Raw genomic sequence first — 14,649 nt, forward strand, 5'->3', positions numbered from 1 at the left:
GCCCATCTTCATCGCTGCCGCCACCGCAGGCGCGACGATCGGCCAAGCTCGACCTACGGTGTGACCCATTGCAGGTAGTGCTCGAGGGTGACCCGCCCGTCGGGGACGAACGGCCAGGCCGGGTCGGTGAGCCGGGCGACCAGCTCGGTCAGGTCGAGCCACCAGCCGTCGGCGACCTCGCTGGGCTGATGTACCACCGGGCCGCAACGGTCCCGCTCGTAGCGGGCCTCGAAGACGTACGCGAGGTAGTTGGTGCGCGCGTCGGCGTACCAGTAACGCAGGCAGGGCCGGATCTCGCAGTTCGTGACGCCGAGTTCCTCGGTGAGTTCCCGGGCCGCCGCCTCGGCCGGATCCTCGCCGGCCAGCACGACACCGCCGGCGAGGGCGTCGTGCATGCCCGGATAGACGTCCTTCGTGTCGGTACGGCGGTGGACGTAGACGCGGTCCCGTTCGTCGCGCAGCAACACCGCCGTCGCGGCGTGCGGCAGGTTCGCGGCCCGTACGGCGCTGCGTGGCGCGGTGCCGGTGACGGTCCCCGAGGTGTCACCCTCCAGGTAGAGCGCCACGAGTTCGTCCATCCGCCCACCGTAGCGCCGCCCGCCCGCCGAACGTCGACCTCTCACCGGGGCGGTAGACCGGCCAGCCACTGTTCGAGCGCCTCCGGGGAGTCGAGCAGCAGCACCGGCGGTCCGCTCGGGTCGCCGTGCCAGGCTCGCAGCCGTCGCCGTTCCCGACCGAACTCGGTGAGATGCCACATCAGGACCGAGTCGCTGGACAGCACGCTGCCCAGCGACTCACGGTTGCCGTTGCAGATCTCCTCCCCGGTCGACAGCCGGCGCAGCGTGCGCCGCAGCAACCAGCGGAAGGACAACCCACGCGGATAGTCCAGGCCGACGACCAGGTCCGCGCGGGCCAGCGGCACGTCCCGCCAACCGTGGTACGCCCCGTCGAGGATCCAGCGGTCCCGGCGGCAGATCGTCTCGATCCGGCTGCGTTGCCGCGCCACCGGCACCTCGACCCAGTTGGGTTCCCAGAGCAGGTCGTCGACCGGGTACCAGGGCAGCCCGAGCCGCTCGGACAGGCGCTGCGCGAGGGTGGACTTGCCGGAGCCGTGGACCCCGTAGACCAGGATGCGAGACAACCTCTTGCTCATCGCGCGGCAGCCTAACCGGCCGGTGCCAGCAACCCGCCGGAGGCGGCCGGGCGGCCGGTGACCGACCGCCCGGACCAGGTTCAGCGGTTGCCGACCAGGTCGCCGCAGTCGGTCTCGTCGGGCAGCAGCGGTCGCAGGGCCACCGTCCACCGCTTGCCGTCTGAGACCCACGGGGTGGCCGCGTTCGCCGCCGCCGCGGCGGTGAGCACCTGCTTCGCCTCGTCACCGGTCGCCGTGACACAACCCAGACCCAGGCCCTCGCCGAGTTCGGCACCCGGCAGCGCCGGCCCGGGCCAGGCCACCTCGGGCTGCTCGCCGGCTTCGGCGTTGGCGACCCACGGCTCGGCCACGGCGGCGACGGCAGTCGGCGCGTACGGCTGCGTGTCCGTCTGCGCGTCGCCGAGCGGACCGGACTCGACGCTCAGCGAGTCGGCGAACTCCCGCAGCGTCTCCCGCTTCGCCCGCTGCTCGGCGGTGAGCCCGGTCTGCGCCCCGCCCGACTCGGCCAGGGCGTACACCTCCAGTTCCTCGACCCCGTTGTCACCCAGCACCGTGAACCGGGTCGTGGGGGCGTCGGCGACCGGCGGGGTGCCGAGGTCCGCCGGGCCGCCCACCCCGGCGGCCCGGGCCGCCTTGAGCAGTTCCTCCACCTCGGTGGCGCTGATCGTGCCCACCTGGAGGTTGGGCAGCGCCGGGCCCGGATAGATCAACGGCACCGGCCCCTGGGTGATCACCCGGCCGTCACCGTAGACGCTCACCGTGGGCACGCGGGTGGCCAGCATGGCCGGGGTGACGAACCCCCCGGTGTGCTCCATCCGGAACACCACCGTGTCGGCGGAGTAGGACCGCTCGGGTGAGTCCGCCTCTCCCGACCCGGTGCCACCGGCCTGCTGGCCGCAGGCCGCGGAGGTCAGCAACAGCAGGGGGACGACCGCCAGTCGCCCGCTTCGACGAATGCTCATGCCGATCGGACGTCGGCGGGCACCGGCCGGTTCCGTGCGACCGGCACCGGCGCGGTCCGCCGCAGCCCTCGGGTGAACAGCAGCGTGGTGAGCAGCGACAACCCGGCCATCACGGCCACCGCGCGGTGGGTCGGCAGCAGGTCGGCGACCGTACCGGCCAGGGCCGCGAAGACCGCCTGACCGGCGAGCATCCCGTTCTGTTGCAGGCCGAGCACCTGGCCCCGGTTCTGCGGCGGGGAGCAGGCGATCAGCCGCTCCTGCAACGGCAACGAGACCGCGAAGCCGACCGAGGCGACCAGGGCGAGCAGCATCGCCACCGGCAGCTCCGGACGGATCAGGAATACCAGGTACGGCACGGGCAGCAGCAGCCGCAACGGCAGCACGCACCGCTGCCGCGCGGTGGCCGGCAGGAACCGCCCCACCAACACGTCACCGGCGAGCATGCCGACGGCACCGGCGGCGAAGAGAAACCCGGCCCGGTCGCCCGCGTACGGCAGGAACAGCGCCTCGCAGCCGACCACCAGTCCGTTGGGCAGCCACAGGTTCAGGTACAACGATCGGCGTCCCGGGTCCGCCCAGAGTTCCCGGTTGATCCGCATCGTGCGGGTGGTCGAGGTCCGCGCGCCGGCCCGTGCCGGCCGCTCCCGCAATCCGAACCAGGTCACCGCCACGGCCAGGGCACGCAACGCGGCGGCGACCAGGAACACCTGGTACGGGCTCAGCCAGACCAGTAGCAGACCGCCCGCCCCGAAACCGGCGATCTGCATCACGCCGACGCTGACGTTCATCGTGGACCGACCCAGCACGTACGCGTCGGCCGGCAGGATGTCGTTGATCAACGCCCAGCGGGCACCGCCGGTGACCGACCCGACGTACGCCACGAGCAGGATCACCGCGAAGCGTACCGACAGCGGCAGACCGGGAACGGCCTGCAGCACCGCACCGGCGAGGCCGACCAGCGCGGCCAGGGTCAACGCCCGACGCGGCGGCAGGCTGTCGGCCGCGGAGAGCAGCGTCAGGCTGCCGAGCACGCTGGCCAGTGGCGCGCCGAACATGCTCAGTGCGGTGAGCAGCGCCGAACCGGTAACGGCGTAGGTCAGCGAACCGAGGGCCAGCGCCGACGTGGTGTGCGCCGCGATGCCGGCGCAGTTGGCCACGAACAGGTTGCGGAATTCGGTCACGGCGAACAGTTCCGAGTATGTCCTCACGCCGACGATCGTCGGGGCGTCGACGGCCGGCGGCGTAGAGTTACGGCTGGGGGCGAAACATGTCGCGGTGGCGGGTGCCGGTGGATCTGCTGGCGGGCAGTCGTTTCGTCATCTCGCCGATGACCGACACGGTGGCCGCGCTGAAGGCACTGCACCTCCCCCGCCACCCGTGGCAACGCTCCTGGCAGCGACCGCACCTGGCGGCGTACCAGCGGATGCTGGCGCGGCGGCCGGTGCTTCCGGCGCTGCTGGCGGCGGCGTTCGCGCCCCGGTGGATCGCTGACTTCCTCACCCTGCCGCCCGCGACGGCGACGCCGACCTTCGCCGAGGAACTGGCCGTCGTCGCCGCCCGTTCCGACGAGCGGATCCGCGCCGACCTGCGGGCGACCCGGCCGGGGCCACTGGCCGAGGTGCTGTGCCACGACGGGCTGACCGAGCAGGTGCGGTACCTGCTCGACTGGGTCTGGACCCACACGGTGCGCCCGGAGTGGCCCGAGCGGGAGCGCCGGCTGCGGGCCGACGTGGTGGCTCGTACCGCACGATTGAGCGCCCACGGATGGGCGGGTCTGTTCGCGGACCTCAACCCCGGGATGCGGTGGCTGGGCGACGGCTGGCTCCAGGTCAACGACCATCCCGCCGCGCCGCTGCCACTCGACCGGGCCGAACAACTGGTGTTCGTCCCGGCGCACTGCGCCAAGGGCTGGGTGGTGTGGGACCAGGACCGGTTCGGCATGGTCTACCCGGCCAGCGGCATCCTCGCCGAGGTGTCCCCGCCCACGCCGGACGGGTTGGACCGGCTCATCGGTCCGAACCGCGCCGCCATCCTGGTCCGGTTGGGCACACCGCTGAGCACCTCGCACCTGGCCGCGCTCACCGGGCTGTCCCTGGGCGCGGTCGGTGACCACCTGCGGATACTGCTCGACGCGGGCATGGTGACCAAGCGCCGATCGGGGCGGGAGGTGCTCTACTGGCGGACCGCCCGTGGTGCCGCCCTGGCGGCCGATGATCCGGTGCCGGCGGATGTCCGGGTCGACGAGGACGTCAGGCCAGATTGATCGTGAACGCCGCGGTGTGCACCTTCCCGTCCACCTGGAAGTCGAAGAACGCCCGGTAACGGCCGGTGCTCGGCGCGGTCAGCCAGAACTTCACCGCACCGTCGACCAGCTCCGGCTCCGGGTGGACGTGCAGGAACCCCAGGTCACCCTCCCGGACCACGACCAGATGCCCGTACGCGCCGAGGTAACGCTCCATCCGCACCGGCCCGGTCGTCCCGGCGCGGTCGACGCGGAAGGTCAGCGGGACGGTCATCCCGATGGTGGGCGTGCCGGCCATGGACACCGCGTACGGCCCGGTGGTCGTCTGCGGCTGCGGCGGGGGCAGTCCGGCCGGCCGGTAACTGCCCGGCACCTCGTGGTCGACGCCGAGCACCAGCGGCAACCCCCGGCCGTCGGCGGTGGTGACGGTGAAGTCCGCGTAGATGCGGTAACCGCCGGGTCGGGTGAGCTCCAGTGGCACGCTCCAGGTGCCGTCCGCCGCCATCGTCGGATGCAGATGCTGGTATCCACCGAGGTCACGGCCGACCACGATCATGTGCAGCGGCTTGTCGTGCACCACCGCGAAGCGGGTCACCGGCTGCCCGTCGACCCCCACCACCCGGAACCGGTAGTCGGTCGTCGCGCCGGCCGGCTGGGAGCGCAGCACCGGCTTGAGTGTGTACCCGGCCGCGCTCACGGTCGTACCGGTGGCCTCGTCCTGGCCGTCACCCGGATGCGTGTGCGGGCCGGTTCCCGGCCCGTGCTGGTGCCCGTCGCCGGCCGACACCGCCTGCGCCGCGTCCCGGCTGCCACCACCCGCTGCCGCGCCCGGCGGTTGCGCCACGGAGGTGGGTTCGTCGGAGGTGTTGATCCGGCCGAGCGCGAAACCGGCCACCAACGTCAGCACGAGTCCACCGACAAGCAACGCGAGCCGGGTATCGCCCCGGTGCCACCAGCGGGTCGACGCGGAGCGATCCGCTGGCGTCCCGGGCGCGGCGAGGGCGGCGGCTTCCGCAGGTTCGGCGGGTGCCACCGGGGTGGTCACCGCCCGCTGGGCCGGGGCCGCCGCCGATACCGTGGCAGCCTTGCGGCCTCGCCGGGCGGCCGGGCCTGCCGCGGTGCCGCCGCGACCCGTGGCGGCTGCCGTGGTACGGCCTCCTTGCCGCGTGTGGTGGGTCTGGCGCGAGGTCGGGTGGCACCGGACCGGCGTGCCGCCGTGCGACTCCGGTCGACGCGAGCCGGACGGCGCTGCCAGGCGAAGAAGCCGGCGACCGCGACCACGGCCACTACCAGTGCGGCCCAGCCCAGCGCGCCGATGCCGCCCGAGTCGTCGGAGGCGGGTGGCGCGGCGGCGACCGACGGGACCGGCGCCGTCGGCGCGACGGGGTGGCATCGCCGGACGCCGGCTGCGATCCGGTGTCGCCGTGCTGCTCGGTGGCGGCGATCAGCGACGGATCCGGCTGGCCGGTGGGCGGTTGCCAGTCCGGCGGCGCGGCCGTCGGCTTACCGGTGTACCGGAAGGTGACCGTGCCGCGTACCGGGTCACCGTCGGAGGCCACCGACAGGTAGCTCACCGAGTACTGACCGGCGGCGGGCAGGTGCGCGAGGGCCACCACCGCGGGAAAACCGGTGGTGTACTCGCGCGGCTCGAACACCCCGTCGACCAGGAAGTACTCCCGCACCGGGCGGTCGAGTTCGCGGGGTTCGCCATGCGTCCAGCCGTTGTCGACCCGGGCACCGCCCGGCGCGGTGACGGTGAAGTACGCGTCCTCGCGGACCCGCTCGGTGAAGTAGAGCTGCACGGCCGTCACGGCCTCGTCGACGGTGGCGCCCTCGGCCGGGGTGGACGTCGCCAGGGTGCCGTGCGCCGAGGCTGGCGTGGCCGGTCCGAGGAGGACGACGCCGGCGGCGAGGACCAGTGCGAGCAGACCGGCGGCGACGCGGCCGTGAGCCCGAGGGAGATGACGCATCGAATCATCCTCGCGATGACGCCGCTTTCCGCAATAGGTCGTCATCTTTTTGTTCAGATGGGAAAAGTTCTGGCCGCGCTGGCCGATTGTTGGGTGACGGTCCACTTGTCGGTTCCCGGATCAGTCGGCGGCGAGCACGGACTCGCGGCCCTCGGCACGGGCCTGGTCCAGCATCCGGGCGAGCCGCCGGCGACGCCGCCGGGCGATGGCCAGCCAGCCCAGCAGCAGGATGCCGACAAGTACCCCGAAGACCAGCTGTGGCCATGGCACCGTCCACCCGGTGACCGTGACGGTGGTCGGCCGGACCTGGGCGTCGGCCGGGTCACCGGTGACGACCGCCGGGGTCACCTCGACGGTGGTGGAGTAACGACCCAGCCCCCAGACCCCGCCGACGTGAGCCTCGACCTGTCTGCTGTCGCCCGGTAGCAGTTCCGGCACGGCGGTGGACACGGTCCGGCCGGTCAGGCCGAACAGCTCGCCCACCCGCACGGTGCCGGCACCGGTCACCGCGACGTTGCCGCTGTTGCGCGCGGTGTACGTCAGGTGGACGCCGCCGGAGGCGAACGGATTCCACGACCCCTCGTGCCGGACGGTGAGATCCTCGACCGTGACCGCGGCGGTGACCGTGCCGCTGGCCCGCAGCATCACCCGGAACCCGACCCGGCTCTGCACCGCCACAGTGCCACCGGCGCTGGTCACCGTGGCCGCGACACCGGCCGGATGATCTCCCGGCGTCGCGTCCGGCGGCACGGTGATGGTGAACGGCACCACGGTCGTCTGTCTCGCTTCGACGGTCACCGTCTCGGGCAGCGTGATCCACGTTCCACCGTCCACCGACTCCTGGCCGGCGGTCAGCATGTTGAACCGCCCCTTGTCGGTCAGGTAACCGTCGGCGGCCTGCAACGCGAACACCACCGGCGCGTCGCCGAAATTGCGCACCGCCAGGTGCTCGGTCAGCACCGTACCCGGATCCAGTGTGTGCTCGATCCACCGACGGCCGTCCGGGCCCCGCGCGTCCGCCGGCTGCACCGCCCAGGTCACCGTCGCACCGGTCGGCTGCGCCGACGCGGCCACCGGTGCGGGCAGCATCATGGCCGACATCGTGACCAGCACCGCTGCCCAGCGCGGCAGGAATCGGATCATCACAGTCCTTCGTGGTCGGGACGGGAATGACCCGGGGGCCGCCGAGCGACGACCCCCGGGAGGTGCGATGGCCCGGCCACCGCGGCGGCCCTCACTCGAACAGGGACAACGTCACCGTCGAGGTGTAGGAACCGGCCGCCACGTCCGCCGGAGTGCGCAGGAAGAGTTCCGCGTCCACCGAGTACGCGTCCCCGGTCACCGCGCCCGAGTCGAACGTCGAGACCAGCAGTTCCTGGTCGACCAGACCCACGTTGTTCCCCGGCTGGGTCGGCTCGTCCAGCACCGTGACGACCTCCTCGCCGGCGCTGACCAGGCCGGTGTCACCGCCGTCGAGCAACCGTGGCCGCCAGCCCAGATGCTCGGCACCGATCGGCGCCTGACCGGCGCTGCCGACGAAGTCGGTCGCGTTGCCCAGCACCGCCCACGCCGCGCCCTCGGGCAGCTCGTCGGCCGTACGCATGTCGGTGACGGTCACCGTCGGCAGCCCGCCTACGAACTGGCGTACCAGCAGCGTCGACCCGTCCTCGGTCAACGCCACCGAGTCACCGGCGATCGACATCGCCAGCACTCCCGGCTCCTGGATCTCCTCGATGTCGACGGTGACCTCCACCTCGCCACTGTCACCCGGCTCGGCCTGTGCCGGCGACGGCAGCGCCGCCGACCCGACCAGGAGGACGCCCGCAGCCCCCGCCGCGACCAACCGCTTGCGATTCCATGTGCTCATCCGGTGCTCCGTTGTCGTTGGTGAATGGACGGCAGGTCAGGCGCCGCATTCCGCGGCGGGGTACTCGACGGTGCGTACGGTCGTGCCCTCGACACCCTCGGCGGTGACCCGAACGGTCGCCACTCCGGCGGAGACGGCCGGGGTGCGCGTGTTGAACTGCTGGTACGCGTTGGCGCCGGGTGCCACGCCGGTCACCGACCGCTGCCCGTACGCCGTCTCCAGCACCACGTCCACCGGCGCGTCGTGGTCGTTGCGCGCCCGCACCGCCACGTACGCGTTACCACCCACGCACCGTGCCTGTGCGCTGACCGTCACCGACACCTCGGCTCCGGCTCCGGTCTCGAAGTCCCAGGTGTCCAGTTCGAAGAGGTCGGCGCCCTGCGGTCCGGCGTAGGTGAAGTACACGTCGTGCACCCCTGCGACGCCTTCGAGTTCGGCGGTCAGCTCGGTCCACTCGCCGAGGGGCGCGTCGACCGGGAGGGTCGCGACCACCGGCGCGGTGACCCCGCCCAGGCGGATCTGGATCGAACCGCCAATGGCCAGCGGCCGCACCTTCGCGGTCACGCTGCGGGCACCGTCGCCGAAGTCCACCGACGACAATGCCGTCCAGTCCCCGTTGTCGATGTCACGCACGACCAGGTTCGGTGCCGCGTCGCCGAACTGGGCGGACCCGCCGGCGACCTTGGTGGTCGCGATGCCCTTGCTCCAGCCGAAGGTCTCCGCCTCGAGAACCCGGTACGGGTCGAGGTCGCGGACCTGGTCGACACCGGCGTACGTGCCGACCACCTGCTGGATGGTGCCGTCCGGGTTGAAGGTCAACTCCTGGATGTGTGGGCTGCGGTACCCCTGGGTGGTGGTGCCGTTGATCCGCTTGTTCAACGTCGGGGCGTGGTACGTGAAGTAGTACCTGCCCTCGAACTCGAAGACCGACTGGTGGTTGTTGCCGCCGGTGCCGGCACCGAAGAACTGTGACTGGTTCGGGAAGAGCACGCCCGCGTAGGTCTCCTTCGGCCAGTCCATCGGGTCGTCGGAGATCAGGTAGCCGATCTGACCGCCGCCGGGGTAGCCGGGCAGCGGAGTCTGGTTGCCACCGAAGTCGTTGCCGCCGAAGTGCGACGAGTACGACAGGTAGTACCTGCCGTCGCGCTCGAACACCTGGGCCGCCTCGAAGGCCACCGGCGCGTCCACCACCGCCGCCGTGCCCTCGGTCGACACCATGTCGTCACCGAGCCTGATCACCCGCAGGTTCTTCGGATTGTTGAAACGCTCGGCCGGCGGCATGCTCGTCGACGCGGGACCACCACCGAAGTAAAGGTACGGCTCCCCGTCGACGTCCACGAACGGCGCCGGATCGAACTTCCAGGCCACGTCCTCGGCGCCGGGGGTACGGCCGTCGATCAGCGTGCTGGTGCGCTCGCTGCGCCACGGGCCGAGCGGCGAGTCACCGGTGATCACGTTGCTCGAACTGCCGTTGTTGGCGTAGTAGAGGAAGAACTTCTCCTCGCCGTCGACCACCTTCCTGGCCATGCCGGGGGCCCAGGAGTTGGCGGTGAAGGGCGCCACGCCGTTCGGGCCCGCGACCTGGATCTCGCCGTGGTCGGTCCAGTTCACCAGGTCCGCCGAGGAGATCACCGTGATCTGGTTGATGTCGCCGTAGTTGATGCCCGGCGAGACACCGGTGACCGGGTCGGGCGCGTAGCCCTGGGTGTCGTTGGTCAGGTACAGGTACACCCGGCCGTCGTGCACGAAGCCGAAGCCGTCGGCGCCGAACTTGTGCCCGATCAACGGGTTGTGCTCGCCCGGCAGCTTGCCGACGACCTCGATCGTCTTCGACGGGGCGGGCGGCGGCGCGGCGCCGACCACCGACACGCCGTCCAGCTTGAAGTCCATCAGGTGCACCTCGGGGTCCGAGGATGGCGTGCTCGTCCACGGCGTCTCGAAGAACAGCCGCGCCGTCGACACGTTCTGCCCGGCCGGGATGGTGAAGGTGCCGTCGAACTGCGCCCACTGTCCCTTCGTGGCGACGACGCTGACCAGGTTGGTGTAGGTCGCCCCGCCGTAGTGCATCGTCGCGAAGAACTGCTTCGTCGCCGGCCCGTTCGGGTTCTCGTACTTGATCCGGGCCGTCAGGGCGTAGGTCTGCCCGGCCTGCACCCGGCCGCTGAGGTCCTGCATCGGGCCGGACCCGGTGGTCGCCCGGTTGGTGACGAGCACGGCGCTCGACCCCGAATGGGCGTCCGCCGTGAGCGACAGGGTGGCACTGTCGGTCGCGTTGCCGTTGTTGACGAACCAGCCGGTGAGACCGTCCTCGAATCCGCCGTTGACCACGAGATCGGTGTCGTCCGCCTGGGCCGGCGACGTGGCGACGAGCCCGGTGGCCAGCATGAGCCCGACCGTGACGACAGCGGCGGCCCTGCGCAGGGCGGCCCTTCGCACGCGATGTGTCACTGACATCCTCCTTGATCACTGCGGTGGATCCGGGGGTTCGGGCGCGGCCGGCCTGTGCCGTCCAGCCGTGGTCGCCGTGGCGGGTCAGCAGTCGGCGGCCGGGTGGTTGGTGGTACGCACGGTGGCCACCGTCCGGCCGTCCACCGTTCCGATGACCTGGACGGTCACGGTGCCGGCGGGAACCGCCGAGTCACGGGCGTTGAACTGCTGGTACGCGTGGGCACCGGGGGCCACGTCCGGCACCGACCGGGCGCCGTACGCGGTCTCCAGCACGATGTCGACCGGCGCGTCATGGTCGTTGCGGGCCTGCACGGCCAGGTGCGCGCGGCCCGCGACACAGCGCGCCCGTACGTCGACGGTCACCGGCAGTTCGGCTCGCAGTACGCCGAGCCGGGCGAGCTGGTAGCTCAGCGCCCGCTCCGGTGCGTCGATCTGGTTCTGGGTGCCGAACCCGCCGTCCCGCGCCGCCTGGGCCTCGGCCAGCCGGGCGAGCATCGTCGCCCAGGCGTCGGCCGGATGGTCGGCCTCGTCCAGCGCGGCGGCGTACGCCATGGCGGCGTCCAGCCGGCTGGTGTCCAGCGGCCGGCCCTGGGCCGTCAGCGTGTCGCTGAGCAGGAAGTGGTCGAAGTCGACGTGGCCGCCGGTCTGCTGGGTCGCGTAGTTGAACAGGCCGACCCGGTGCCCCATGAAGTGGGCGAGGCTGCCGTCGAGCGTCTGCGGGCCGACCCGGCTGCCCAGTTGGGACCACTGGCGCCCGTCGAGGCTGTAGTGGAAGGTGGTCCAGAGCTGGCCGGTCGGTGCGGCGAAGTCGAGGTCCGCCTTCAGGTGCACCTCGGTCGCCTCGCCCAGCGGCACGGTGCTGCCCGGCAGGAAGTTCTCCAGCGTCGTCTGGTCCAGGTCGACGGCGAACGGTTGGCCCCGGTTCACCACGCCGAGGGTGTTGACGCCGCCGGTCCGCCTGACCGCGACGTACGAGAAGCCGCGGTTGTAGGCGGCCAGGCCGGCGACGTCGCCGTCTGCCATCGCGGAGATGTCCATCTTGGTCTCCACCGACTGCCGTGGCCCGAACGTGCGCTGCGACAGGGTGTTGCGGGCCTCCTCGAACCAGGCGAGTTCGGCGCGGTTGGCGAGCTTGGTGTAGACGTAGTCGCCGGTGACCACCGTGCCGGCGGTCAGCCGCAGCCAGCCGGCGCGGTCGGTGAGCGACCAGTACCGGTTGTCCGGAGCGTGGTTCCACTGCCACGCCAGGTCCAGTCGCGACCCGTTCGGCGCGATCTCCGCCGCGCTTCCCGGCGGTACGGTCCACTGTTCGTCGAGGTAGGGCCGGTGTGGCGCGTCGTTGGCGAAGTCGTCGGAGACCACGATGCTCTGCTGCCGGGCGAACAACTCCTCGGCAGGGCTGAGCCGGATCGGTTTGGCGAAGGTGCCGTCGACCGCCACGAGCCCGTTGTCGCCGAAGGTCGGCCAGCCGTCGGACCAGGTCGCCGGGATGAGCGCCGGGATGCGGCCGATCGGGAACGTGTCCCGGAAGAACATGCCGTACCAGTCCGTCGTCCCACCGTCACGGGCGATGGGAACCAGGCTGCCCTGCGCGAATCCGTTCGAGTTGAGCACGCCGCGCGCCTCGTAGCTGTTCACCCCGCCGGCCGCGGTGTAGCGGCCGAGCAGTTCCCGGGAGCGGAACATGACCACCTGCCGCCCCTGACCCGAGGGCCAGGTAATGATCACCGCGTAGTACCAGCCGTCGATGTGGTAGAACTGCGCGCCTTCGAACAACCCGCCGATGAACGGCTGCCCGGCGTAGTCGGCCGCGGTGAAGATGTTGGGGTAGTCCGCGGTGATCGCGGTCAGGTCGGCGTTGAGCCGTACCGCGCTGGTGCCGCCGGAGCCGTGGAAGATGTACGGCGTGCCGTCGACGTCGAAGAAGAGCGAGGGGTCGTGGAGGCCGCGACCCAGCGCCGTGCGCTGCCATGACCCGTTCTCGATGTCGTCGGTGCGGTAGAGGTACGCGCCGCCGAGGTTGTTCGTGTTGAACACGACGTAGAAGACGCCGTCGTGGTAGCGCAGCGACGAGGCCCACTGGCCCTGCCCGTACGAGTTCTGCCCGTTGCGCAACGAGAACGCGTCGCCGACGCTCGCCCGGTTGAAGACGTAGTTGACGATCTCCCAGTTCACCAGGTCGTACGACTTCATGATCGGCGCGCCCGGGCTGAGGTGCATCGTCGTGCTGATCATGTAGTAGACGTCGCGGCCCTCGGCGCTCTCGGCGGCCGGCACCCGTGCCACGCTGATGTCCGGCACGTCGGCGCGCAGCAACGGCACCCGGTACGTGCCGTCCCCTCGGTCGGTGGAGGTGTACGACGACGGAGGCGACCACTCGTCGGCGGCCTGAGCCGCGCCGCCCGGGGAGATGGCGGCGGCACAGAGGAGCACACCGGCCGTCACGAGGGGGATCCGTCGTGGTGGGCGTGGGGCAGGAGAGCCGGCAGACACCTGCATGGCGGGGCTCCAGACGCGAGCGTTACGGAGCCTCCATGCTGTTAGCGTTAACATAGATCGTCAAGACCCTGACCGAGATCGATCCGAAATAGTCGCGAAACAGCGCCCGGGTGCAGGTGACCCGATGCGACGATGCGGCGTCCAGACGGGACCGGCCCGTCCTCCCCTCCACGCGCGAACCGGGAAGCCGACCGAGTGGGCGGCCCGCGGTCAGCAGCGGCAGCTGCGGCATCACTCAGGCACCCTGCGGCCGCAGATTCTAGACCACTTCCGCTTCTGACCTCGCAACTGCATGGCGTAAGGTGCCTCCCGTGACGATGTTTCGCATGGGCGAGGCGGCCGAGCTGCTGGGGGTCAGCGCGGACACCGTGCGCCGCTGGGTGGACGCCGGCCGCCTCGCCGCCGGGCGCGACGAGCAGGGACATCGAGTGATCGACGGCGTCGCGCTGGCCGCCTTCGTGCGGACGCAGGCCGGCGACCCGGACGACCGGGCCGACGAGTCCTCGGCCCGCAACCGGCTCCGGGGCATCGTCACCGCCGTGCGCAAGGACGCCGTGATGGCCCAGGTGGACATCCAGGCCGGCCCGTTCCGGGTGGTGTCGCTGATGAGCCGCGAGGCCGTCGACGATCTGGGACTGTCGGTCGGTTCGGTGGCGATCGCGGTGATCAAGTCGACCACTGTCGTCGTGGAGCGACCGCCGACCGGCGCGGGCCGGAGCAACGGCTCGTGACCACCCGACGCCTGGCCCTGTTCGCCGCCTTGCTGACGGTCGCGCTCACCGGCTGCGGCGGTGGCGAGACCACCGACGCGCGGCCGCCGGGTGGTGCCGTGACCGGCGACGTCACGGTGCTTGCCGCCGCGTCGCTCACCGAGTCGTTCACCCGGATCGGCGAGGACTTCGAGGCGGCGAATCCCGGCGTCCGGGTGACCTTCAGCTTCGCCGGCAGCTCCGCCCTCGCGAACCAGATCAACCAGGGTGCCCCGGCGGACGTCTTCGCCTCCGCCTCCCCCGCGAACATGACGACCGTCATCGACGCCGGCAACGGTGACGGCAATCCGCGTGTCTTCGTCCGCAACCAGCTCGTGATCGCGGTACCGGACGGCAACCCGGGCGGGGTGAACGGCCTGGCCGACCTGGCCCAGCCGGGCGTCAAGGTCGCGCTCTGCGCCGAACAGGTCCCCTGTGGCGCGGCGGCAGCGAGGGCCCTGGACGCCGCCGGGACGAAACTCACCCCGGTCACGCTGGAACAGGACGTCAAGGCGGCCCTGTCCAAGGTACGGCTGGGCGAGGTCGACACGGCACTGGTGTACCGCTCCGACGTACGGGCCGCCGACGACGACGTGGACGGCATCGAGTTCCCCGAGTCGGCCGGAGCGGTCAACGACTATCCGATCGTCGTGCTGAGGAACGCCCCGAACCAGCCGGCCGCCCTGGCGTTCGTCGAGCATGTGCTCTCCGGCCCGGGTCAGGCCGTCCTCGCCGCCGCCGGATTCCAGGCTCCGTAGC

Annotated in this window: 13 protein-coding genes; 3 read left to right on the forward strand and 10 right to left on the reverse strand. The window is 71.5% G+C overall.

The features are described 5' to 3' along the window. Positions 1 to 53: 53 nt before the first annotated feature. The 4 genes from ENC19_RS11685 to ENC19_RS11700 form a co-directional block, all read right to left on the reverse strand. Positions 54 to 578, reverse strand: a complete 525-nt coding sequence (locus ENC19_RS11685) for an NUDIX hydrolase (RefSeq protein WP_164447189.1) — start codon at positions 576 to 578, stop codon at positions 54 to 56. 41 nt (positions 579 to 619) lie between these two features. Then, on the reverse strand, positions 620 to 1,153 hold the full coding sequence (locus ENC19_RS11690) for an AAA family ATPase (RefSeq protein WP_164447190.1): 534 nt from the start codon (positions 1,151 to 1,153) through the stop codon (positions 620 to 622). Between the two features lie 80 nt (positions 1,154 to 1,233). Then, positions 1,234 to 2,115, reverse strand: coding sequence for a hypothetical protein (locus ENC19_RS11695; protein WP_164447191.1), 882 nt, complete (start codon positions 2,113 to 2,115; stop codon positions 1,234 to 1,236). Further along, positions 2,112 to 3,323 carry an MFS transporter gene (locus ENC19_RS11700; RefSeq protein ID WP_164447192.1) on the reverse strand — a complete coding sequence of 404 codons (1,212 nt, stop codon included), beginning with the start codon at positions 3,321 to 3,323 and terminating at the stop codon, positions 2,112 to 2,114. The genes ENC19_RS11695 and ENC19_RS11700 overlap by 4 nt, the downstream gene beginning before the upstream one ends. A gap of 59 nt (positions 3,324 to 3,382) precedes the next feature. Between ENC19_RS11700 and ENC19_RS11705 the strand changes: the two genes are divergently transcribed. Beyond that, positions 3,383 to 4,378, forward strand: a complete 996-nt coding sequence (locus ENC19_RS11705) for a helix-turn-helix domain-containing protein (protein WP_164447193.1) — start codon at positions 3,383 to 3,385, stop codon at positions 4,376 to 4,378. Here the strand turns inward: ENC19_RS11705 and ENC19_RS11710 are convergent. The 6 genes from ENC19_RS11710 to ENC19_RS11735 form a co-directional block, all read right to left on the reverse strand. Then, complete coding sequence (locus ENC19_RS11710; protein WP_328824223.1) at positions 4,365 to 5,402, reverse strand: hypothetical protein; 1,038 nt, start codon at positions 5,400 to 5,402, stop codon at positions 4,365 to 4,367. The two genes, ENC19_RS11705 and ENC19_RS11710, sit on opposite strands and share 14 nt — an antisense overlap. Before the next feature lie 241 nt (positions 5,403 to 5,643). Continuing rightward, entirely contained in the window at positions 5,644 to 6,327 is a 684-nt protein-coding gene (locus tag ENC19_RS11715; protein WP_164447194.1) for a copper resistance CopC family protein, read from the reverse strand. 120 nt (positions 6,328 to 6,447) lie between these two features. Continuing rightward, complete coding sequence (locus ENC19_RS11720) at positions 6,448 to 7,470, reverse strand: hypothetical protein (protein WP_164447195.1); 1,023 nt, start codon at positions 7,468 to 7,470, stop codon at positions 6,448 to 6,450. 91 nt (positions 7,471 to 7,561) lie between these two features. Further along, positions 7,562 to 8,194 (reverse strand): hypothetical protein, encoded by a 633-nt coding sequence (locus ENC19_RS11725; RefSeq protein ID WP_164447196.1) that lies wholly within the window; start codon positions 8,192 to 8,194, stop codon positions 7,562 to 7,564. A gap of 36 nt (positions 8,195 to 8,230) precedes the next feature. Then, positions 8,231 to 10,642 carry a family 43 glycosylhydrolase gene (locus tag ENC19_RS11730; RefSeq protein ID WP_164447197.1) on the reverse strand — a complete coding sequence of 804 codons (2,412 nt, stop codon included), beginning with the start codon at positions 10,640 to 10,642 and terminating at the stop codon, positions 8,231 to 8,233. Positions 10,643 to 10,726: 84 nt separating this feature from the next. Then, on the reverse strand, positions 10,727 to 13,087 hold the full coding sequence (locus tag ENC19_RS11735) for a glycoside hydrolase family 43 protein (protein WP_328824224.1): 2,361 nt from the start codon (positions 13,085 to 13,087) through the stop codon (positions 10,727 to 10,729). Positions 13,088 to 13,452: 365 nt separating this feature from the next. Between ENC19_RS11735 and ENC19_RS11740 the strand changes: the two genes are divergently transcribed. After that, positions 13,453 to 13,872, forward strand: coding sequence for a TOBE domain-containing protein (locus tag ENC19_RS11740; protein WP_164447199.1), 420 nt, complete (start codon positions 13,453 to 13,455; stop codon positions 13,870 to 13,872). Continuing rightward, positions 13,869 to 14,648 (forward strand): molybdate ABC transporter substrate-binding protein, encoded by a 780-nt coding sequence (gene modA, locus ENC19_RS11745; protein WP_164447200.1) that lies wholly within the window; start codon positions 13,869 to 13,871, stop codon positions 14,646 to 14,648. The genes ENC19_RS11740 and modA overlap by 4 nt, the downstream gene beginning before the upstream one ends. Position 14,649 lies beyond the last annotated feature (1 nt).

Source organism: Verrucosispora sioxanthis, from assembly GCF_010560025.1.
GTDB lineage: Bacteria > Actinomycetota > Actinomycetes > Mycobacteriales > Micromonosporaceae > Micromonospora > Micromonospora palythoicola.